This window comes from Streptomyces sp. LHD-70, from assembly GCF_031157275.1.
Lineage (GTDB): Bacteria > Actinomycetota > Actinomycetes > Streptomycetales > Streptomycetaceae > Streptomyces.
Map to the genome: position 1 here is coordinate 15,621 of NZ_JAVIFW010000035.1, position 21,407 is coordinate 37,027.

A 21,407-nucleotide genomic window follows, 5' to 3' on the forward strand; every position below is an offset into this window, starting at 1 on the left:
GAGGCGGCGAGCGTGAGTTCGGTCAGCCGAGACCGATGTGGACGGGGCCGCCGGTCGGCGAGACGTTCTTCAGTATGCCGTCCGGCACACGGAAGACGCGTCCGGGCGCAGCGGGCCAGGGCAGGGTACGGCGGGCGACGACTCGGCCGTCCTGTCGCAGGGTGACCTTCGGGAAGCGCGAGAACTCGTCGGTCCACAGCAGGAGCCGGCCGCGGGCGGGCGCCGGGTCGTTCTGCCGCAGGATCTGGGGTGCGACCCAGCGGAAAGGGGCGTCGGCGATGAGCCGGACCCCCTCGGTCGGGTCGGGCGCCCCCTGAAGGTAGCTGATGACCTGCTCGGCGACGTGCTTGCCGTCGAGGGCGGCGATGTCGGCGGTGTCGACGGGGTGCAGGACGTTGCCCGCTGCGAAGACACCGGGGCGACTGGTGCGCAGGGCGGTGTCGGTGACAGGGCCGAGGGTGCCCTCGTCGAGTTCGATGCCGCCCGCTCGGGCGAGTTCGTGGTCGGGGATCCAGTCGCCGGTGAAGACGACGGTGTCGCAGTCGACGGTGCGGCGCTTGCCCGTGTCGAGGTTTTCGATCTCCACGGCCTGGCAGCGTCCCTTGCCGATGATTCGGGTGACGCGCGTACGCGTGGCCACGGGCACGCGGAGCACGGTTCGGCCGGCCGCGTTGAAGGCTCCGTACGACTCAGCCTTGGCGTACTGACTGACCATCAGAGCAGGCGTGCACCCGGCCTCGCGCAGCGTCATGACAGCGGACCAGCTGACGAGCTCACCGCCGACGACGACGGCACGTTGGCCGACGGGCTGGTGGTGGAGGTGGACGAGATTCTGGAGCTGGCCTGTGGTGTAGACGCCGTGCGGGCGGTCGCCCGGGATGCGGCGAGCCGTACGGGGGCGTTCCCGGGCGCCGGTGGCCAGAACAAGGGCGCGGGGGCGGATCTGGTGGCGGCCATCAGGGCTGGTGACGTCGACCGTGGTGGTGTCGGCCCACCCGGTGACCATGGTGCGGGTGCTGATCTCGACGCCGGCGTCCGTGGCCTGCCGTACGAGATGGCGCGCGTACGCCGGACCCGACATCACCCGACGCAGGTCGCGCACGCCGTAGCCGGTGTGGTCGCTGTGGCGGGGAATGCCGCCCGCGTTCTCCTCGCGGTCGACGACCAGGACGTGGCCGGCGCCGCGGCGCTTGAGTTCGGCAGCGGCGGTGAGACCGGCGGGTCCACCACCGATGACGAGCACGTCGGGCGTGATCAGACGGGGGCGGGGGAGCTGGTTCATTCGGAGTCCTTGTAGCGGCTGGTGCAACAGGCGGTGTCGCCATCGGGCTGGTGCTTGTCACGCTCGGCCTGGACTGCGGCACCGCAGAAGAAGCCCTGGCACCGGCCGTTCATGGCGCGGGTCCGGCGACGCAGCCCTTCCAGGCTGCGGGCCGGGAGGGGGGCGTGGAAGGCGTCGCGGATCTCGCCTTCGGTGACGCGCTCGCAGAAGCAGACGATCTTCCCGTATGCGGGGTCTCGGGCGATGAGCTCGGCATCCTGGTAAGGGCGCTGCGTTGCTTCGCCGATGTTGGGCATCTGCGGCGGGTCCGGGAGGTCCGCTCGGGCGTGCAGCACGAGGCCCGCTTCCTCCAGCACGGTGCGGCAGTGCTCCGCGATGGCTATGCCCGCGGTCAGACCTGTGGAGCGGATGCCGCCGACGAGCAGATAGCGCTGCTCGGGAGAGGCTTCGATGAGGTAGTCGGAGCGGTCGATGGCAGCACGCAACCCGGCGTAGCTGGCGGTGACTTCCTCGGTGAGCAGGCGCGGCATCAGGCGCTCGCCCTTGGTGAGGAGGAAGTCGAAGCCGTCCTCTGACGTGCCGGTGTTCGTGCGGTCTTCCAGGTCCTCTGCGGTCGGGCCGAGCATGACGTTGCCGTAGATGGTGGGTGAGATGAGTACGCCCTTGCCGCGGGAGGTGGGCACAGGCAGGACGATCTTGTTCACCATGGGGCGGGTGAGCTTGTCGAAGACGAACAGCTCGCCGCGGCGCGGGGTGACGGTGAAGCGGTCATGTCCGAAGAGCCGGTCGATGTGATCGGCGCCCAGGCCCGCGGCATTGACAACCCATCGGGCGCGCACGTCACCGGCCGAGGTGTGCAGCGTGGTGGTCTCGCCGTCCTGGTCGGTCCCGGTGACCCGGTGATCGAGGAGAACGGTGGTGCCTCGCTGCTTCGCGTCGGTCGCCAGGGCGAGATTGGTGGTCCACGTGCAGATGATGGACTCGTCCGGGACGGTCAGTCCGCCCAGCACGCCCTCGCCGAGGTCGGGCAGGAGGCGGTACACCGCTTCGGCGTCGATCATCTGGGAGTGCTCGTAGCCGTTGGCCTCAGCCTTGGTCTTCAGCTCGGGCAGGGCAGCGAGTTCCTCGTCGTTCCAGGCCACGAGTACGGCGCCGGTGGGCTCAACGGGAATGCCGGTGGCCTTCGCGTACGCGCTCAGCAGGTGGTAGCCGCGAGCGACGAGACGGGACTCCAGTGTGCCCGGCTTGGCGTCGAAGCCGGTGTGGAGGATCGCGGTGTTGGCCTTGCTGGTGCCGTCCCCGACGTCGTCGCGCGCGTCGAGCAGTGCGACGGACACTTTGTGGCCCGACAACTCGCGGGCGATGGCGGCGCCGACAATGCCACCGCCGATCACAGCGATGTCGAAGACCTCGCTGTGCGGGCTGGAGGGTTTGGGGGTCATGGGTGCTCTCCCTTGGCGGCGCTGGCCTGTGCGGCCTGCGCCCATGTGGTGCGGAATTCTTCGGCCCGGTCGGCGGACCATCGAGGTTCATAAACGGCGGTCGGCTGCCAGTCGCCGACGGCTTCCTTGAGACTCAGCGAGGGGTCGAGGGCGCAGCGAGCGAGGGCGGCTGCGCCCAGCGGGGTGGCGTGGGCCGACGGATAGATGTCGACGGGAATCTGGGCGATGTCGGCCTGTGCCTGCATGAGGGCGGCGGAGTTGGTCAGGCCGCCGTCGGCGCGAAGTCGGCTCAGCGGACGGCCGAGGTCCCGGCCGACCAGAGAGGCCAGCTCCGTCACCTGCGCCGCGATGCCCTGGAGCACGGCCAGGATCAGATGCTCGCGCCGGGTTGCCAGCGTCATACCGGTCAGGGACGCGGTTGCTTCGGGCGCCCACCAGGGGGCGGCCAGGCCTGCGAAGGCCGGTACACACAGGACACCCTGGCTGTCCTCCGCGACGAGTGCGTCGAGGTCCGTGGCGGACTGCAGGAGCCCCAGGTCCTGCAGCCAGCGCACCGCCGAGGCCACGGTGTACACCTGGCCGTCCACGCAGTACAGGCTCTGTCCGGCGGCCTGCCAGGCCACCGAGGTCGTCAGCCCCGCGCTGGAGCGCACCGGATTGAGGCCGGTGTTCGCCAGCAGGAACGCACCTGTGCCGTACGTGCATTTGGCGGTGCCCTGGTCCAGACACGCCTCGGCGACCAGGGCGGCCTGCTGGTCGACGATCAGCCCGGCCACCGGGATCTCCTGACCGAACGCGCGCGTGGTGCCGACCACGTCGTCGCTGGCGACGATGCGGGGCAACCGCTCCTCGCCGAGCTGGAACCAGTCCGCGAGCTCTCCGTCCCAGGAGGCGCTGTCCAGATCGAGGATCAGGGAGCGGCTGGCGGTCGACGCGTCAGTGACGAATTCGCCCGTCAGATGGTGGACGAGCCAGGTGTCGGTGGTGGTGACGACGCCTTCACGGGTGAGATTGCGGCGTACCCACGCCATCTTGGGTGCGGAGAAGTAGGGGTCGAGGACAAGCCCGGTGCGATGGGCGATGGCCTCGCCGTGTTCGGTCAGATCGGCGCAGACGCTCTCCGCGCGGCGGTCCTGCCAGACGATGGCCTGCGACAGGGGCGTCCCGGTGGCCGAATCCCAGGCCAGGACGGTCTCTCCCTGGTTGGCCAGGGCCACGGCGTCGATCGGGCGGCCGGCCGTGCTGACGGCCCGGCGGCCTGCGGTGAGGACGGAGTCGAGCAGCTCGTGAGGATTCTGTTCGACACCTCCGCCCGACAGGTACGTGGGGCGGACGGTCTCTTCGGCGATGGCGACTGTGCCGTCCTCGGCATCGACGACGATCGCCTTGGTGCCCGAGGTTCCCTGATCGATGGCGAGGATCGTGGTCATCGCACGGTCCCTTCTGCTTCGGTCCCGGAGGGAGCGGTGGTGGCGCTGTCGAGGGCACGGTCGACATCGGCCATGTCCGGCATGGTCAGCGCGGCACGGCCTCGCCGGGCGATGAGGACGGCCAGGTAGAGACCGCCGATCCCGCACAGCACCAGTACGTAGATCCAGGGGCCCTGGAAGGAGGCGTCCCGGAAGATGAGCAGCTCGTACACCAGCCAGATGGCGGCGAGCACGAGGACCGGGACCTCCCACCGGCCGAGGGAGAAGCCGCGGGACGGCGGCAGCGAGTGGCGCTTGACCGCATACATCGCCACCGTGCCGGCGTAGATGACGGCGGGAAGAAGGGTGGCGGCCGAGAACAGCTGGAACAGAGCGTCGGTGGATCGGGAGAAGACGGCGAGGATGATCTGTGCGATGACCATCATGAAGAGGGTGGCGTTCAGCGGTGTCGCGGTGCGCGGGTGGATCCGCTTGAGCAGGCGCCAGCCGGGGAACCGCTCGTCCCTCGACATCGCGTATACCAGGCGGGTGCCACTGAGGGTGATCACGAGTCCGCACGAGAAGATCGAGACGACCACCAGGACCAGAAGGATCTTTCCGACGACCGAGCCAAGCACGGCGGTGATCACAGTGGCCACCGGGGTGGCCGACTCGGCGACCCCGTCGATCCGGCCGGCTGCGGCGGTGATGGCGACCAGGAAGAGGAGACCGAGGACGCCCAGGGAGATCACGGCCTGGACCATCGCCTTGGGGATGACACGGGCGGGATCCTTGGTCTCCTCGGCCAGGTTCGCAGCGGACTCGAAGCCGACGATCGTGAACGCGCCCAGCAGGAAAGCAAGGGCGAAGGGGCCGGCCTGCGTTCCGCCGCCCAGACCGTAGTAGCCGCTCTCCGGCACGGTCCCGGTCTCGAAGAGGTGGGCGAAATCGAGTTTGCCGGTGAAGAAGCCCACCGCGAGCAGCAGCACTGTCAAGGTGATCATGCCGATGAGCTGCGCCGTCACCGCCGCGTTGTTGACTCGATGCGTGCTGCGCGTGGAGGCGGCAACCAGCAGTGACTGCAAGAGCATCACCCCAGCGGTGATCACCCAGGCATTCTGCGTCGTGCCGACGTACTGGAACAGCTCGGGAAGGATCGTGGAGGCGATCGTATAGTCCACGGCGACCACGACGACCCCGAGGAAGGCGAAGGAGATCCAGCCCATGATCCAGCCCCAGATGGGGCCGACGAGACGGGACACCCACTGGTAGGAGTAGCCGCTGATCGGGATACGCGCGGCCAGTGCGCCGAAGACGAGCGCGATGGAGAGCTGGCCGATGACCGATATCGGCCAGGCCCAGATGCCGCGTGGCCCGGATGTGGCGAGTACCGCGCCGTAGGTGGTGAAGATGCCCGTCGCGATTGACACGAACCCGAACGCCACGGAGAACGAGGCGTACCAGCCGAGTTCCCGCGCCATCACCTGTCCGGTCTCGGCCTCGTGTCCATCGGCTGATCTTGGCGCTTGGGAATCTGTTCCTGATTGCGTCATGAGTCGTCCCTGTCTCAGAGTGCCCCGCCGTTGCTGCGGAAGCCAATGGGTGTTGGGTGAACCGAAGGTGTTCGGCACCGAGGCACGCCCCGCCGGGATGCGCTGGGCCTGTCTGTGTGGAGGGGGGCTGTGAGGTCTGCGTGATCGGTGACCCCGTCGCCTGTGACGGTCAGTAGCACTGCTGGTGACTTGCTCTGTGGATTACTGACTGCCGATTCCTGAAAGTGTGGTCCATTGCCCGTTTGCCGTCAAGAGTTCATCTGGCGATGCCTCATGCGCTCGACTGTTCGATACCACCGCACGGAGGGGCGCCACTGAGGCCTAGAATGCAGTCAAAGATCCACAGAAACAGTCACTCAGGGGGTTGGGCGTGCTGCCAGCCGAGCGTCACCGCAGGATCGTCGCCGAGATTGACCGCCTGAAGTTCGTCACTACGGACGACCTCACCAGCCTGCTGGGTGTGTCGCAGGAGACGGTCCGCAGGGATCTCGCCCTCCTTGAACGGCGGGGTGAACTGGCCCGTGTCCACGGTGGTGCCACCACCGCCCAGGCGTCGGTAGGGGAGGAGGCGTCCTTCAGCGAGCGGCGGGATGCGTTCCTCGAGGAGAAGAAGGTGATCGGGCAAGCTGCTGCAGCTCTGATCGAGCCCCATCAGACCGTCGTCATCGATGTCGGCACCACGGCGCTGGAGGTGGCCCGCGCCCTGCCGGCCGACCATGTCGGCGTGATCGCCACACCCTCTCTGCTGGTGGCCACCGAGGTGAGTTCGCGCCCGCGGGTCGAGGTGCTCGTCAGTGGCGGCCGGCTGCGTGGGGGTGACCTGGCTTGCTCCAACGCCCAGGCGGTGGGCTTCTTCAACGACCTGCGTGCGGACGCGGTCTTCCTGGGCTCCGGAGGAGTCGCTCCCTACGGCCTGACCGACTTCCATCTCGACGAGGTCGCAACGAAGCGCGTCATGCTTGCCAACGCCTCGCATCGATACGTGCTCGCCGACTCCAGCAAGTTCGGTCGTACGGCCTCGCATCGCGTCTGCGAGCTGGACGGCTTCGACACCCTCATCACGGACCAGCCGTGCCCGGAGGGCCTTCAGGTCGCTCTCGTCAAGGCGGGTGGCAGGGTCGTCGTCGCCTGAGGACGCCGCTGTGTGCCGGGGCAGTGGGCATCGTCATGGTTGACACCGCGCGGTCATGGATCCACAATTTCGGCCACCAGTGGGCATCTTCCCGCATGGGATCAGTCACTGCTCAGTCGGCGCCCCCGCAAGGCGAGACCAGGTCAGCTGCTTCGCCTACGAGCCGCCTCGCCGCGGAAACACGCAAGGCTCTGCCGCGCGAGGTCGAGCTCGTCTCTGGCGCCGCCGTACCACCGAACCAAGGAGAACCATGGCCCAGCGCCAGAACATATCGTCCGGCTCCTCGCGTGAGCCCGTGCTCGGTTACTCCCGAGCTGTCCGCGTCGGCAACCAGGTCTTCGTCGCTGGTACCACGGCCGGTTCCGCCGACGGTGCAGTCGGCGGAACCGACGCAGCTGCTCAGGCGCGTGAGATTTTCTCCCGTATCGAAGCGGCTCTCACTCAGGCGGGAGCCGGTTTCACCGACGTCGTCCGCACGCGCATTTACCTGACGGACATCGCCGATTTCGACGCCGTGGGTGCCGTCCACGGCGAGATCTTCGGTGACATCCGCCCCGTCACCGCGGTCGTAGAGGTCGGCGCCCTCGCTGCCAAGGACCTCCTCGTCGAGGTGGAAGCCGACGCCGTCCTGCAATGAGCTCAGCCGAGACCGTCACCTCGATCTTTGACCTTGACGGCGTGCTGACCAGGGAAGACACCATGGCTTCCCTGGTCAGCAGCTCTCTCGCAGCCTGCCCTGGCCGTCTTGTCGCCGCGAGCGCGCCGTTCCTGCTCGCTCAGGCCGCACCTCCCGACGGTGCGTTGAGGCCAGCTATGAACCGCGCGATCGTGTCGCTCGCTCTGCGCGGAATGACCCGTCGCACGTACGAGTCGCTCGCCGTCGCCACAGGGCACGCGATGGCCAGGCGAACGACGGTGGTGGAACAGGCCGTCGCCCGTTGTCGGTCGGCCGGCCTCCATGGCCCGACGGTCGTGGCGACGGCTTCGGAGGAAACCCTCGCGCGGGCCTTTCTGGACGGCCTCGGGCTGCGGGGCATCCCGCTGGCCGCCTCCCGACTCGACTTCACCCGACGGGGGCCCAGGCTGAGTGCCCACAACGTCGGCCAAGCCAAGGTCGCCGCGGTTCGGGCGATGGGATTCGTTCCGGAGCAAGCCGTCCTCTATACCGACTCGGCCAGCGACATTCCGCTCGCCCGCGTCGCACGCCGGACCGTCACCGTCAACGCCGCCCGCCGCTCGAGCTCGAGACTCGCTGCCGTGGCCAACGAGATCACCCACGAGCGCTGGACCTGAGAGCGGTCGGTGGCCAGCTTGCGAGCTGACTCGGTGAGGCGGGGCATCTCTGAGGTCCTTTCGGGACGAGGCCGGGGCCGTCGTTCCGTGACGGCCCACAGTTGTACATCCCGTGCGGAACATGTCGATGCCAGGGATGGCATGCGCTGTTGGGCCCTTCCGTCGTGCCTTCTTCGATGACAGGACGGAGGCCGTTATATGCGGTGACCGCCGCCCGGGCTTGATAGGAGCGTTGGCTTCGACCTGTTGTTGGTCGTCACTCGCCGCCACATCGGTGGCGCGTCAAGGCGTCCGTAGAACACGCCGTAGCTCTCGCTGAGTCTCGCGGGCTGACGGGCTGGTCCTACCTACTGTTTCGGTTCCGCAGCGTGTTCGGCCAGGATGCCAGCCTTGTGCCGACCGCAGCGGAGACGGATACGAACAGCACAACGAACCACCTCAGGTACCAATGGAACGGCGCAGCGGTGCTGGCTCATCTGCGGAAGAACGAGACGTTCGATCAGGTCGGGGCAGGGTTTGGTGTCTCGGATGCCCCATTCTCCCAGCCCCTGTATTACGCCTCCCGATGGTCGAGAAGCAAGAGAACGCTGTTGCTCGGGTTGAAGCAGCGAATTCGCTAACCGCCTGCTTGAGCCTTCGCGTCGGTGGCGCCCAACTCGCCCCTCAGCCAGGATGCTCAACGTCGGTTGACGCTGGGCCTGAGGGCTTCCCTTACCTCGGGGGCGGAGGCCAAGTGTTGGGAGAGCAAATCCTGCAGCCTCGCGCTGTCATGGCTATCGAGCGCATCCACGATGGCCCGGTGCTGCTCATCGATGATCGGCACGCGAGCCGAGCTGGACTCGAGTGCTCGAAGACCGACGCGCTGTTGACGGGCCTGCAACGTGTCGTACATCTCGGTGAGCACCGCGTTGCCATGCGCGCTCACAATGGCGCGATGGAACCGCCAGTTCAGTTGGACGGCACGCACCCAGTCCAACGCGCGCTCCGCCTCCTCCATGAGGGCCACAAGGTCTCGCATCTCGGGTGGGGCGCCCGCCTCGGCTGCGCACAGCGCACGGCCTGCGTGCCCTTCGATCACGAGCCGGGACGCGTTCACCTCTTCGAGTTCTCGAACCGTCACCACATGTACCTGGGCGCCCTTGCGTGGCATCAGGTCGATGAACCGCTCCGCGCTGAGCCGGTGGAAGGCTTCGCGCACGGGAGTACGTGAGGTCCCCACGGATTCGGCGACCTTCACCTCGTCGAGGAAGGTGCCTTCAGCCAACTTGCCGGTGATGATCCCCTCGCGCAACCAGTCGTATGCCCGGTCGGAAGCGGACCTCCGGCGAGGCGCCTCGACCTCGCCTGAAACATCGGCAGTCACCGTGGATCCCCCTTGTAGCTAGGCCGTCCGTCGCCCTCAAGATACTGGACACTTATTGTCGACCTCGTGTATACACGGCGCATACGCAGTCAGCGTACGGGGCCCGCCGCTCAGCAAGCCCGGCCGTCTTCAAGGTCGTGGGGCGGGCGACAAAGCACTCGACATGCCGAGGAGTCCGATCCCGTGAACAAGCGCACTCTCAACTCTGACTTCGCCGTTTGGCTCTCCGATCCCAACTTCGCTGCCGCCGAGATTGCTCAACTCATCGGTTACGGTGCGGCCGTGCTCGACATCGAGCACGGCGCATTCGGTCTGGCCGACCTGGAGCGGTTCATACCGTTCCTGAAGGCGCTCGGCTTCGACGTTCTCGCCAAGGTCCTGGCCCCTGAGCGGGCACCGATCCAGCAGGCCTTGGACTTCGGGGCCGATGCGGTCGTGATCCCCCACATAGACGGAGCGGCTCACGCGAGCGCCGTCTGCGCTTTCGCCAAGTTCCCGTCGCTGGGAGACCGGAGTCTCGCGGGCGGGCGCACCATCGGTTATGGGCCCTACAGCGATGAGTGGCTTGCCGCCGAAGATGCCCGGATTCGCTGCTACCCGATGATCGAACACGCGGGGGCCCTGGCCGAAGTCGACGCGATCCTCGAACTTCCCACCGTGGACGGCGTGTTCGTCGGGCCCGGAGACCTCTCAGTTCGGCGCGGCCGCGGTGCCTACGCCCGACAGGCCGATGACTTCGCGGATCAGCGCAAGATCGCTCATGCGGCGAGGGGTGCGGGAAAGCACTGGATCATGCCGGCCTGGAGCGAGGACGAGAAGCGCTTCGCCCTGGACAACGGGGCTCACCAACTGGCCCTGATCATGCAGCATGACGCTCTGCGTGCGGGACTCAGCAGAGCATTCGACGAGGCAACAGCGCTGTCGACGAAGGGGCAGGCGTGAGCACCTCCAAGATGGACGTATCCACGGCGGCACCGAGCCGTGTCGGTCGTATGCGGTGGAAGATCGCAGGTGTGCTGGGCATCGGCTCGTTCGTCAACTACATCGACCGGGTCAACCTGTCCGTCGCTGCCCCCGACATCATGCGCGACTTCGACATCTCAGCCGCGCAGATGGGCATCCTCTCCTCCGCGTTCCTGTGGACGTACGCCCTTCTCCAGATGCCCATCGGAGCCGTGATCGACAAGATCGGCGTCCGCTGGGTCAACCGCCTCGGCGTCACTCTCTGGGCGCTCGCCTCATTCCTCGCGGCGGCGGCATCCGGGCTCGGCCTGGTGATCATCGCCCGACTGATCCTTGGGATCGGCGAGGCACCCTCCGTACCCGCGGCATGGAAGGCGATCGGGCAGTGGTTCCCCAAGCAGGAACGGGGTACGGCCACAGCCATCTTCGACGGCGCCTCGAAACTCTCGAACGTACTCGGCATCCCGCTCATGGCGTTCCTGGTGACGGCGTTCAGCTGGCATGCGGCATTCATCTTCACCGGAGTGCTGAGCGTGCTGTTCCTGGTGATTTGGTGGCGGCTTTACGAGTCCCCCGAACAGGCACGTGCGAATGGGCACCTCACCACGCAGGAGTACGCCCTCCTGAAGGACGGCGGCGCCGAAGATCAAGGCGCTCGCACGAGCGGGTCGCTCGCCGGCCTCGGGTACCTCCTTCGACGCAGGAAGACCTGGGGTCTGGCCCTGGGATTCTCCTCGTACACCTACGCCTACTACGTCCTGCTGACGTGGCTTCCCGCCTACCTGGAAAGACAGTTCGACGTAAACCTTCTCAAGGGCGGCCTCTACACGATGATTCCGTGGTTGGTCGCGGTCATCGCACAGTTCCTCATCGCAGGCGTCCTCATGGACCGCTGGATCGCCCGCACCGGACAGGCCACCCGCGTGCGCCGCATCGTCCTTATCAGCAGCATGCTTGCCTCACTCGCCGTGGTCGGCGCCGCATACGCCGACTCGATCGTGGTCGCGATCACCTTCCTGTCGATCGGAGCGGCAGGACTGGCCGTGTCGGTTCCGGCGGGGTCGAGCATCGTGTCCCTGATCGCTCCGCACGGCTACACCGGGACCATGGGAGGCATCGTCAATTTCGTTGCCAACACCATCGGAATCGCAGCCCCCATCGTCACGGGCATCGTGGTGGACACGACGGGATCCTTCGCGTGGGCGTTCATCGCCACCGGCATCGTGATCCTGGCCGGAATCGGCAGCTACACCCTCCTCCTTGGTCGAATCGACCGCATCGACGCACCGCCGGCTCCGGCGACGCTCACCCACCCCTGAACAGACCCACAAGGCAGGTTCGATTCATGCTCCCGATCGCTGTTGCTCAGTTCACCCCGACCACAGACAAGAAGCGCAACACCGAGACCATCCGTACCCATGTGAAGTCCGCTGCGACGCGCGGTGCACGTGTGGTCGTCTTCCCCGAGTTCTCGATGTACTCCGCCCCAGCGATGGACGAGCGGTTCATTCAGTCCGCCGAACCCCTCAACGGGGACTTCGTTCGCGAACTCGGTGTCATAGCAAAGGAGTCCGGGCTCTCCGTCATCTGCGGCATGAACGAGCCGACTGAAGATCCCGACCGCATCCACAACACCCTCGTCGCAGTGAACGAGGACGGTCAGATCGCAGCGATCTACCGCAAGGTCCACCTCTACGATGCGTTCGGATACACCGAGTCCTCAAAGGTGCGTCCAGGGGCTATCGAAGTGCCTGATCTGTTCGAGGTCGGAGGCATCCGGTTCGGCATGCAGACCTGCTACGACGTGCGCTTCCCTGAGGTCACACGGCGGATCGTCGACGCGGGTGCTGATGTCTTGGTGCTTCCGGCCGCCTGGGTCCCCGGCCCGTTGAAGGAGGATCACTGGGCCACTCTGGTCCGCGCGCGGGCAGTGGAGAACACGATGTACGTGGCCGCTTGCGGCCAGACTGCTCCGGGAGGAATCGGGCGCAGCATGATCGTCGACCCGATGGGCGTGCAGCTCGCCTCCCTCGCAGAGGCGGAAGGCGTAGCCATCGCCGACATCTCAGCTGACCGGATCTCGGAAGTGCGTACCGTCAACCCGGCTCTCAACCTGCGACGGTTCACGGTGGTTGAACGCGATTAGGCCATCTAGGAGCCGATTTGTCGAAGTATCCGCGTGCTTGAGTGCAGCGGTCAGGCCGTCCGCGCACAACCACCGATTTTGAATGAATAGCTGGCAGCCACCGGACGGACTCGATATCGGCGGGGTGGGCGGTGGCAGTCGCGAGCAGGAGTTGCTCCTCCTCGACGGCCTCGGCGTACATGGGCGCGGTGGCTGGCGGCGGTGCCGGAGTGCGGGGCGGCACCACGGCTTGCGAGGGGAAGCGGCTTGCGATGTCGTTCACCACCGAGGCGAGGGCATCGGCTTCTGTGAGCACCGTCTGGACATGGTGAGGGAAGGATGTGTCGTGGACGGTGTGGACGAGGTGTTCGGCGGCACTCTGCAGACGGCGTCGGGCGCGTTCGGTCTCAGCCATGCGGGCGTACGCCGATGCGTGGCGGGGCCAACACAGCGGCGCCCAGGCTGCACAGAAGGATGTGATCGTTCCGGCACCGCGCTGATCAGACTGCACCAGACCGTCATCGTGGACGTGGGTACTACCGCCCTGCCGGCCGACTTCACCGGCACCTTGCCACCCGAATTATTCGCTGACTTCGGGCTGGACGTGGCCTTCATTGGCTCGGGTGGAATCTCGGCCTTCGGGCTGGCCGACTACCACCTCGAGGAAGTCGCAACCAAGCGGGCCATCCTCGCCCAACACCACCACCAGTCACGTGTTGGGCGACTCCGGCAAGTTCGGACGCGCAGCTGCCCATCGAGTCTGCGGGCTCGATGGCTTAGTGGCTGTTGTCGTTCCGAACCTGAGGGCGGTGTTTTAGCTGGTCAGGCATAGGGGCGGCCGCGTTGTGGGACTGGTGGCCTGTCGTGTCATCGATCCCGGGGAGGTCGCGGATGCCGTCGGTCGTGGGGTTGCTGGAACAGCGTGAGCTTGCTGCCCGTCGTCGGGTGGACGAGCTGCGGGAAGAAGTCGACCGCGTGCAGGCCGAGTTGGCCGTGGCCGAGCGGGATTGGAAGGAGTGGGCCATCGCCCGGTCACGGGTGGGCGAGGTACTGGACCCGCCCGAAGAGCTCGAAGATCCCGAGCAGGCAGAGGCAGCTCCGTCGGTGGCGGCGGCCGCGAAGCCGAAGTCGCAGGTGCCGGTCTGGCGCGAAGGTCTGGGCTGGTCGGTGCTTTCGGTGGATTACCAACGCATCCTGCATGTGCTCGCGGACCGGCGCCGCCTCCATCAAGGGCCCTTGACCTGCCAGGAGATGGCCGCCTTGTTCGGCCTGGATGCGGTGCCGGCGAAGGTGGAGGCACTGCGGTCGAAGGCGAAGCGTCTGGTGGCACGGGGCGGCTGGCCGAGCGTCAGCCGGGCCGGTTCACCCTCGCCGCTGGGGTTACCGGGCCAGACGGCGGATCATGAGCATCGTCATCGACCAGTAGATCACCGCCTCGCCGCTGGTGGTGGAGCGTTCAAAGTCGCGGACCAGGTGTGAACGACGGCGATTTTGGTTCAGGCCGTGATTCCGTGAATCCCCAGGTGAACGCGCGAGTGCGGGAACGTTTCTCTGGGGGATGGCCCCGCTATGGGGGGGCGTGGCGATCGAGGATGTGCTGTTTCCCGGGATTGATGTGCAGGTCGCGGCGGTGCACGCCGCCGCGGACGGGGTCGCGGTCGAGGCGACGGCCTGCGGCCGGCCACCGGATTGCCCGAGCTGTGGCTGTCCGGGACGCCGGGTGCACTCCCGCTATCGGCGTCGCCTGGCCGAACGCCCGGTGGCGGGACGGCCGTTGGTGATCTCGCTGTTGGTGCGGCGGTTCTTCTGCGAGCGGGCTGAGTGCCGCCGGCGGACGTTCGTCGAGCAGGTCCCTGACCTCAGTGAACGCCACCGTCGCCACAGCGTTGGCCTGCGGCAATGGATGCGGTCCATCGCGACGTTCCTCGGCGGGCGCCCCGGCCAACGACTCTGCCAGACCCTGCAGTTCCCCACAGGCCGCACCCACCTCTTGGGCCTGCTCACTGCCCCGCCGGTGCCTGCGCGGGCACCTCGGGTGCTCGGCGTCGACGAGTTCGCCTTCCGTAAGAGGTGGCGCTACGGCACGGTCCTGGTCGACGTGGAGGCGGCCCGAGTAGTCGACGTCCTCCCGGATCGGGACGCGGCGACCTTCGCCGCCTGGCTGCAGGAACACCCCGGCGCCGAGATCATCTGCAGGGACCGGGCCACCGCATACTCCACCGCCATCCGCACTGCGGCCCCCGACGCCCAGGAGGTCGCCGACCGGTGGCACCTGTTGCACAACCTTTCCCCCGCGGTCGAGAAGACCTGCCATCAACACCGCGTCTGCCTGCGTAAACAAGCCGACGCCGAGCGGCAGTCCGCGCCCCGACGGATCATTAATCCTCTGCCGCCGCCGACCCTGCCGCCCACGAAGATGGCCGCCCGCACCGTCGACCGATACTCCGACATCCACCGCCTGCTCCGAGAGGGATACTCCTGTCGGCGTACAAGTGAACGTGGGGGACTGTAAAACGTTCGGTGTAACTCCCGATCATGGAAGATGCATCGATGACCAGTGAGAACGTGACCGAGCCCGGAAGTGTCGAGCCGAATGAGCCGCGGTCGGCCAAGTCTGTGGACGATCAGCTGATCGACGAGCTGGTGGGCCGGGCTCAGTCCGAGGGCCTGCAACTGACGGGCGAGGGCGGGCTGTTGCAGCAGTTGACCAAGCGGCTGCTGGAGTCCGCTCTGGAAGGCGAGATCACCGACCATCTCGGCTATGACAAGCACGATCCGGCGGGCAAGAACGGCGGCAACTCCCGCAACGGCACTCGCGGAAAGACCGTGCTCACCGACGTCGGACCGGTGGAGATAGCCGTGCCCCGCGACCGCGAGGGCACCTTCGAACCCAGGATCGTCAAGAAGCGGCAGAAGCGGCTGTCCGGGGTCGACGAGATGGTCATCTCCCTAGCCGCGAAGGGCCTGACGACCGGCGAGGTCCAGGCCCACCTTGCCGAGGTCTATGGCGCCGAGGTGTCCCGTCAGACCGTCTCCACCATCACCGACAAGGTCCTTGAGGGGATGGCCGAATGGCAAAACCGGCCGTTGGACGCCGTCTACCCGGTCATCTTCATCGACGCCATCCACGTGAAGATCCGCGATGGAGCCGTGGCCAACCGGCCCATCTATGTCGCCCTGGCGGTCACCGCTGAGGGTCGGCGGGAGATCCTCGGCCTGTGGGCCGGCGACGGCGGCGAGGGCGCCAAGCACTGGCTGCACATCCTCACCGAGATCAAAAACCGCGGCGTGAACGACGTCCTCATGCTCGTCTGCGACGGCTTGAAGGGCCTGCCCGACGCGGTCGAGACGGTCTGGCCGAAGACGATCGTGCAGACCTGCGTGGTGCACCTGTTGCGGAACTCCTTCCGCTATGCCGCCCGCCAGGACTGGGACAAGATGACCAAAGTGCTCAAGCCGGTCTACACTGCGCCGACCGAGGAAGCCGCCCTGGAACGGTTTGCCGAGTTCGCCGACGCCTGGGGCGGCAAGTATCCGGCGATCGTGAAGCTGTGGGAGAACGCCTGGGAGGAGTTCACTCCGTTCCTCCGGTTCGACACCGAGATCCGCCGCATCGTCTGCACCACGAATGCGATCGAGTCGGTGAACGCGCGGATCCGCCGGGCGGTCAAGGCCCGCGGGCACTTCCCGAACGAGCAGGCCGCGTTGAAGTGCGTCTACATGGCGATCATGTCGCTCGACCCCACCGGCAAGGGACAGGCCCGCTGGACCAGCCGCTGGAAGACCGCACTGAACGCTTTCGACATCACCTTCGACGGCCGCCTCTCAGCGGCCCGTCAGTAACCCAACCACCCTGGTTACACCGTTCGTTTGACAGACCCTCACGAAAATCTTGCCAGGGCGTGTGCCCACGAACACGAGAAGGGTGAACGACATGTAGGTGATGAAGTGCACCAATCTCGTGGTGCTGTACGGGAGATGAAGGTCTGGCCCTTCGGAGCCGCCCTGCGGGGGGAGGCTCCAAACCGCCCTCATGCTGCGTTGGCTGAAGACCGTCGTGGTGAGCGATGGGGGAAAAGGCGCCCGCGATGGCGTCAGGTGGGGACAGGGAAGACGATCACTGATGAGGCGTCGAAAATAGTCAGATGACGTCAGAACCGGGATGAAGCTCTTGATCCCGGGATAAGCCCGGCGGGAGCCCGTCGACTGGCCGGGCGGCGTCCGGCGTAGAGGTGACGTGAGACCTGTCTGCCGATCTCGTACGGAACGTGGGAAGGCGCGTTCGGCATGACCGTGTGCAGCAGCGCGGTCAACCGGGAGTGCCCGAGTCGGGAGTTCCCCGTAGGGACTTCGAGTACCGGGCCGAGTGCGCCGGCGGACCGGCTCGTAGTAGTGCTGAAGCCCCTGTAACGGGGGTGGAGCGAAGGGGCCGGGTCGCTCGTGGCTGTTTCGTCTCGTCAACCAGAGCTCTGGGAGGAGCCTGATGGACCAGCTGAAAGCATCTGGCAAGCCGTTCGACATCTCCAAGTCGGAGGTGTGGGACGCCTGGATCAAGGTGAAGGGCAATCAGGGAGCACCGGGGGTGGACGGGGTGTCCATCGAGGAGTTCGAGAAGGATCTGCGGGGCAACCTGTACAAGATCTGGAACCGGATGTCCTCGGGCACCTACTTCCCGCCGCCGGTGATGGCGGTGGAAATCCCCAAGTCGCACGGTGCCGCTGGTACGCGTGTGCTCGGGGTGCCCACTGTCGCTGATCGGATCGCACAGACGGTGGTGGCCGCGCATCTGGGGGAGCGGGTGGAACCCGTGTTCCACTCCGACTCCTACGGCTACCGCCCGAACCGTTCGGCCCTGGACGCGGTCGGAACCTGCCGCAGACGCTCCTGGAAGTACGACTGGGTGATCGATCTCGACATCCGGAAGTTCTTCGACAGCGTGCGGTGGGACCTCGTGATCAAGGCCGTCGAAGTGCACACCGATGCTCGTTGGGTGGTGCTGTATGTGAAGCGGTGGCTGGCCGCCGAACTGCAGCTGCCCGACGGGACCTTGCTGGCCAGAGACCGGGGAACCCCACAGGGATCATCGGTCTCACCCGTCCTGGCCAACCTGTTCATGCACTACGCGTTCGATACCTGGCTGGCCCGGGAGTATCCCGGGGTCGCCTTCGAACGCTACGCGGACGACGCGGTGGTGCACTGCACCTCCGAGTCCCAGGCCCGCAGGGTCCTGGCCGCACTGCACGGACGGATGGCCGAGGTCGGGCTGGAGCTGCACCCGGACAAGACGAAGATTGTGTACTGCAAGGACAGCAACCGGCACGGCTCGTTCGAGCAGGTGTCGTTCACGTTCCTGGGGTACACCTTCCGGCCGAGGTCGGCTCAGAGGAGGGATGGCGTGGTGTTCACGGCCTTCCTTCCTGCGGTCAGCAGGGACGCCCTGAAGAAGATGAGCGCGACGGTACGGTCCTGGCGACTGCATCGGCGTGTGAACAGCACGGAGGCGGACCTCGCACGAATGGTCAACCCGATCGTGCGGGGATGGATGGCTTACTACGGGGCCTTCTTCCATACCGAGCTGACGCCCGTACTCGACCGCATCAACACCTATCTGTTGCGGTGGATCATGAAGAAGTACCGGAGATCGGGGACCTTGCGAAAGGCCCGCCAGGCGATGGCGCAGGCCGCCGCCCGGAGCCCCCGTTACTTCGCACACTGGATCTGGGTGAAACCGGCCGTCAAGTGACCAGAGCGACAGGAGCCGTATGACGGGAGACTGTCACGTACGGATCTGTGGGAGCCCCGGGCTGAGATGCCCGGGGCCACCCGACCACGTTCACTTGTACGCCGACACCTCTACCAGCACGGAGCAGACCGCACGTCCGGCCCTCGTATCCAGGCCCTACGCCAGATCATGGTGCAGAACTACCACCGTGACGCCGCAGGACACCTGCGCTGGCGCACCGCCGAGACGGAAGGCGGGCCCGGACTGCCGCCCTCGTCCCGGGCGATCATCTCTCCCTACGACACCTCGGCCCGCTATGCACGGCACGGACACATCATCAGCTGGAAGGGGTTCGCCGCTCATCTGACCGAGACCTGTGCTCCCGACGGCCCCAACGTGATCACGGACGTGGCCACCACCGCGGCCACCACCCACGACAGCCAGGTCCTCCCCGGCATCCACACCCTCCTGTCACGCCGCGGACTGCTGCCCGCCGAGCACCTGGTCGACGCCGGCTACACCTCCCTGCCCCACCTGGAACAAGCCGCCCGTGAACACCGGGTCACCGTCACCGGGCCACTCCGGAGCAACCCCACACGCCAACACCGCCGGAACGAAGGCTTCGCCCGGGACGACTTCCACATCGACTACGACCATCAGCAGGTCACCTGCCCCCAGGGCCAGGTCAGCCAGGGCTGGCACGGCCCCTACCCGACCTCCTCACCCACCGCGGCCCCGCTGATCGTGGCCAGGTTCACCAAAAGCCAGTGCCAGCCCTGCCCGGCTCGCACTCAGTGCACCACCTCCCGCGAAAGCACCCGCACCGTGGCCTTTCCTCCACGAGAACTCCGCGACCTGCAACTTCGTGTCCGCGCCGAGCAGCAGACGCCCGAGTGGAAGGCCCGCTATGCGGTCCGCTCCGGAGTGGAGGGCACGGTCAACGAGTTCGCCCACGGGCACGGCATGCGGCGCTGCCGCTACCGAGGACAGGGAAAGGCCCACATCCAGCACGTCCTGACGGCCATCGCCATCAACATCGAGCGCCTCAGCGGACTGGCACCGCCCGAGGAAACACCCACGCCCCGCCGACCGACTGCCTTTCAGAACTACCTCGACCAGCGCGAGATACCCCGGCTGAAGTCCTGGCGAACCCTGGGCAGCTGACCTCGGCAACTCCAAGATCCCCGACAGAGTCAAGCTTAGACGCCCTCATCACCGACCGGGCTGCCGATGCCAAACTAGGCGCGGCTCTCGCGCAGGCGGGGACCGCTGTGCTTGTCGCCTGACGGACGGTGCGTCGGTGTCGTTTTTGGTTTCCCTGCCGTAGGTGAGCCGCTGGATGGTTGACCGAGACAGAGAGTTCATCAGCGCATCGGCCTTCTGCCGAGTCGTAAGTCTGCATACGATCTGCGCATGGTCGGCCGTGCACGTACTGTCCTGACGCTCACCGATGCCGAGCGGAACACTCTCCGGCGCTGGACCAGTAGCCGGAGCGCCACCCAGGCACTTGCTCTGCGGGCGCGCATCGTGCTGGCCTGTGAGTGCGTAGCCACCAGCACCGGCGTTGCCTCGGAACTCGGTGTCTCCAGAGACATGGTCGCCACATGGCGGTCCAGATTTCTGAGGGACGGTTTGGACGGGCTGCGCGACCAGCCCCGCTCGGGGAGACCCAAAGAGGTTCCGGACGCAGCAGCCGATGAGATCCTTCGCACGCTGCTGGAGCGGCCCCCGGCGGGGCGTGGGTCCTGGTCGACCCGGTCGGTGGCATCACGGACGGGGCTGAGCCAGACAACGGTGAGCCGGATCTGGCGCAGCTGGTGGCCGACGTCGCCCGCCTTCGAGACGCAGGCCCGTGAGCTGGTCGGCGTTCACTTCGGTCCTGCCCTGCGGGTGCTGGCGCTGCGGCGCCCTGCCGACCCTCTCACCCAGGTGTCCAGGGCCGTTCTGCCCACCGTGCTCGCAGCAGCCGAGTATTGCCGTGGCTCCGTCGGGGCGGACACTGCCGCTCCCGGAGGCATCGATGGGAGGGCTTCCTTGCGCGCGTTCCTTGCCCTCCTGGATCGCACGGTCCCCGCCCCTGTGGATGTCCAAGTCGTCGTCGACGGAGAGGGCGTGGACCACCACGTCCTGGGTCCCGGCCTGCTCGCCGGATGGAGGCGGCAGCACCGATTCCACCTGGAGCACGCCTCCACCCCCGCGGCATGGCTGACCTCCGCGCGAAACAGCGTCGGCATGTCCGAGGTGGCAGACCGGATTCACGAGTGGCGTGCCGCCGAACAGCGTGAGTTCACCTGGGTGAGGCCTAGCAGGACCGTAGCGACCGCAGCCGCACAGGGCCAGGAGGGCAACTCGGCCAACGACACTGCGCCGTCCTCAGCAGTCACCCACGGGCCTGGCCAGGGCCGGCGCCTGGCCGACCAGGTCGTGTACGCGCTGAAGGAGGCGATGGCGAGCGGCCAGTTCGCGGCAGGGGAACGGATAACCGAAGAGCCGCTGGCAGCCCGCCTCGGCGTCAGCCGTGGCCCGGTCCGCGACGCCCTGCGGATGCTCGCCGAGGAGGGATTGCTCGAACTCCTGCCGAACAAGGGAGCGGTGATTCCCACGATCAACGCCACGGACGTGCTCGAGACCTACGCATCCCGCGCATCCCTGGGCTCGGTACTTCTGCGGCGCCTCGTGACCCTTGAACCAGCTGCTCTGAGACCGGTGAGTGCCGCGTTGGATCAGGCGAGGGCGGCCGTGCGGCATCGGGACATGCAGGTGATGGTCGAGGCGGACACGGTCTTTCAGGACGCGTTCGCGGACGCCGCTCGACTCCCGCGCACCGCGCTGCACTTCCGCCGACTCAACATGCAACTTCGCTTGTTCAGCTCCACCCTCGGGCTCGATTACGCGGACGCGAGCGAGCGGGTCGTGCGTCAGGACGCGGCGATCCTGGAAGCGCTGCGCAGTCGGTCCGGGCACGACGCTGTTCGGCACTGGCGCGCCAAGATCGAGTACATGGTGCGGTACATGGCGGCTCAACTCCCGCAGGAGGACTTCGACGCCCAACTCTGGCTGACCATCTCAGGCAACCTCGACGGCCCCGGTCGTTAGGTCGTGTTCGTAAGGTCCTGCCGACCC

Annotated in this window: 16 protein-coding genes and 3 pseudogenes; 13 read left to right on the top strand and 6 right to left on the bottom strand. The window is 66.9% G+C overall.

Features of this window, described 5'->3' with window-relative positions; genetic code table 11:
• Positions 1 to 22: 22 nt before the first annotated feature.
• From RCO28_RS37315 to RCO28_RS37330, 4 genes are read right to left on the bottom strand one after another with little or no spacing between them, the layout of a single operon-like run.
• Positions 23 to 1,282: an NAD(P)/FAD-dependent oxidoreductase gene (locus RCO28_RS37315; protein ID WP_308945834.1), complete on the bottom strand. Its 1,260-nt coding sequence runs from the start codon at positions 1,280 to 1,282 to the stop codon at positions 23 to 25.
• Positions 1,279 to 2,724 carry an NAD(P)/FAD-dependent oxidoreductase gene (locus RCO28_RS37320; RefSeq protein WP_308945835.1) on the bottom strand — a complete coding sequence of 482 codons (1,446 nt, stop codon included), beginning with the start codon at positions 2,722 to 2,724 and terminating at the stop codon, positions 1,279 to 1,281. The genes RCO28_RS37315 and RCO28_RS37320 overlap by 4 nt, the downstream gene beginning before the upstream one ends.
• A complete protein-coding gene (locus RCO28_RS37325) occupies positions 2,721 to 4,154 on the bottom strand; it encodes an FGGY family carbohydrate kinase (protein WP_308945836.1) in 1,434 nt (477 codons plus the stop codon). The genes RCO28_RS37320 and RCO28_RS37325 overlap by 4 nt, the downstream gene beginning before the upstream one ends.
• Positions 4,151 to 5,614 (bottom strand): amino acid permease, encoded by a 1,464-nt coding sequence (locus RCO28_RS37330; RefSeq protein WP_308945837.1) that lies wholly within the window; start codon positions 5,612 to 5,614, stop codon positions 4,151 to 4,153. Before RCO28_RS37330 ends, RCO28_RS37325 begins: the two co-directional genes overlap by 4 nt.
• Before the next feature lie 442 nt (positions 5,615 to 6,056).
• Between RCO28_RS37330 and RCO28_RS37335 the strand changes: the two genes are divergently transcribed.
• The 3 genes from RCO28_RS37335 (at position 6,057) to RCO28_RS37345 (ending at position 8,111) form a co-directional block, all read left to right on the top strand.
• Positions 6,057 to 6,818 carry a DeoR/GlpR family DNA-binding transcription regulator gene (locus RCO28_RS37335; RefSeq protein WP_308945838.1) on the top strand — a complete coding sequence of 254 codons (762 nt, stop codon included), beginning with the start codon at positions 6,057 to 6,059 and terminating at the stop codon, positions 6,816 to 6,818.
• A gap of 250 nt (positions 6,819 to 7,068) precedes the next feature.
• Entirely contained in the window at positions 7,069 to 7,455 is a 387-nt protein-coding gene (locus tag RCO28_RS37340; protein WP_308945839.1) for a RidA family protein, read from the top strand.
• Complete coding sequence (locus tag RCO28_RS37345) at positions 7,452 to 8,111, top strand: HAD family hydrolase (RefSeq protein ID WP_308945840.1); 660 nt, start codon at positions 7,452 to 7,454, stop codon at positions 8,109 to 8,111. The genes RCO28_RS37340 and RCO28_RS37345 overlap by 4 nt, the downstream gene beginning before the upstream one ends.
• A 676-nt stretch (positions 8,112 to 8,787) precedes the next feature.
• Here the strand turns inward: RCO28_RS37345 and RCO28_RS37350 are convergent.
• Positions 8,788 to 9,474, bottom strand: a complete 687-nt coding sequence (locus tag RCO28_RS37350; RefSeq protein WP_308945841.1) for a GntR family transcriptional regulator — start codon at positions 9,472 to 9,474, stop codon at positions 8,788 to 8,790.
• 183 nt (positions 9,475 to 9,657) lie between these two features.
• On the opposite strand from RCO28_RS37350, the gene RCO28_RS37355 reads away from it, so the two are divergent.
• The 3 genes from RCO28_RS37355 to RCO28_RS37365 are packed head-to-tail and all read left to right on the top strand — an operon-like array spanning position 9,658 to position 12,583.
• A complete protein-coding gene (locus tag RCO28_RS37355; RefSeq protein ID WP_308945842.1) occupies positions 9,658 to 10,416 on the top strand; it encodes an aldolase/citrate lyase family protein in 759 nt (252 codons plus the stop codon).
• Complete coding sequence (locus tag RCO28_RS37360; RefSeq protein WP_308945843.1) at positions 10,413 to 11,756, top strand: MFS transporter; 1,344 nt, start codon at positions 10,413 to 10,415, stop codon at positions 11,754 to 11,756. The genes RCO28_RS37355 and RCO28_RS37360 overlap by 4 nt, the downstream gene beginning before the upstream one ends.
• Before the next feature lie 26 nt (positions 11,757 to 11,782).
• Entirely contained in the window at positions 11,783 to 12,583 is an 801-nt protein-coding gene (locus tag RCO28_RS37365; protein ID WP_308945844.1) for a carbon-nitrogen hydrolase family protein, read from the top strand.
• 94 nt (positions 12,584 to 12,677) lie between these two features.
• On the opposite strand, the pseudogene RCO28_RS37370 reads toward RCO28_RS37365, so the two are convergent.
• Positions 12,678 to 13,010, bottom strand: a pseudogene (locus RCO28_RS37370) (replicative DNA helicase); the annotation flags it as partial.
• 443 nt (positions 13,011 to 13,453) lie between these two features.
• Between RCO28_RS37370 and RCO28_RS37375 the strand changes: the two are divergent.
• The 7 genes and pseudogenes from RCO28_RS37375 (at position 13,454) to RCO28_RS37400 (ending at position 21,380) form a co-directional block, all read left to right on the top strand.
• Positions 13,454 to 13,968, top strand: a pseudogene (locus RCO28_RS37375) (hypothetical protein).
• Positions 13,969 to 14,141: 173 nt separating this feature from the next.
• Positions 14,142 to 15,074, top strand: coding sequence for an ISL3 family transposase (locus RCO28_RS37380; protein ID WP_308945845.1), 933 nt, complete (start codon positions 14,142 to 14,144; stop codon positions 15,072 to 15,074).
• 38 nt (positions 15,075 to 15,112) lie between these two features.
• Positions 15,113 to 16,405 carry an IS256 family transposase gene (locus RCO28_RS37385; protein ID WP_308945846.1) on the top strand — a complete coding sequence of 431 codons (1,293 nt, stop codon included), beginning with the start codon at positions 15,113 to 15,115 and terminating at the stop codon, positions 16,403 to 16,405.
• Positions 16,406 to 17,045: 640 nt separating this feature from the next.
• On the top strand, positions 17,046 to 18,305 hold the full coding sequence (gene ltrA, locus RCO28_RS37390) for a group II intron reverse transcriptase/maturase (protein ID WP_308945847.1): 1,260 nt from the start codon (positions 17,046 to 17,048) through the stop codon (positions 18,303 to 18,305).
• A 168-nt stretch (positions 18,306 to 18,473) separates the two neighbouring features.
• Complete coding sequence (locus RCO28_RS37395) at positions 18,474 to 19,448, top strand: transposase (RefSeq protein ID WP_308945848.1); 975 nt, start codon at positions 18,474 to 18,476, stop codon at positions 19,446 to 19,448.
• Positions 19,449 to 19,697: 249 nt separating this feature from the next.
• A pseudogene (locus RCO28_RS39560) lies at positions 19,698 to 20,081 on the top strand (helix-turn-helix domain-containing protein); the annotation flags it as partial.
• Between the two features lie 282 nt (positions 20,082 to 20,363).
• A complete protein-coding gene (locus RCO28_RS37400) occupies positions 20,364 to 21,380 on the top strand; it encodes a GntR family transcriptional regulator (RefSeq protein ID WP_308945849.1) in 1,017 nt (338 codons plus the stop codon).
• The last annotated feature ends 27 nt before the right edge of the window (positions 21,381 to 21,407 follow it).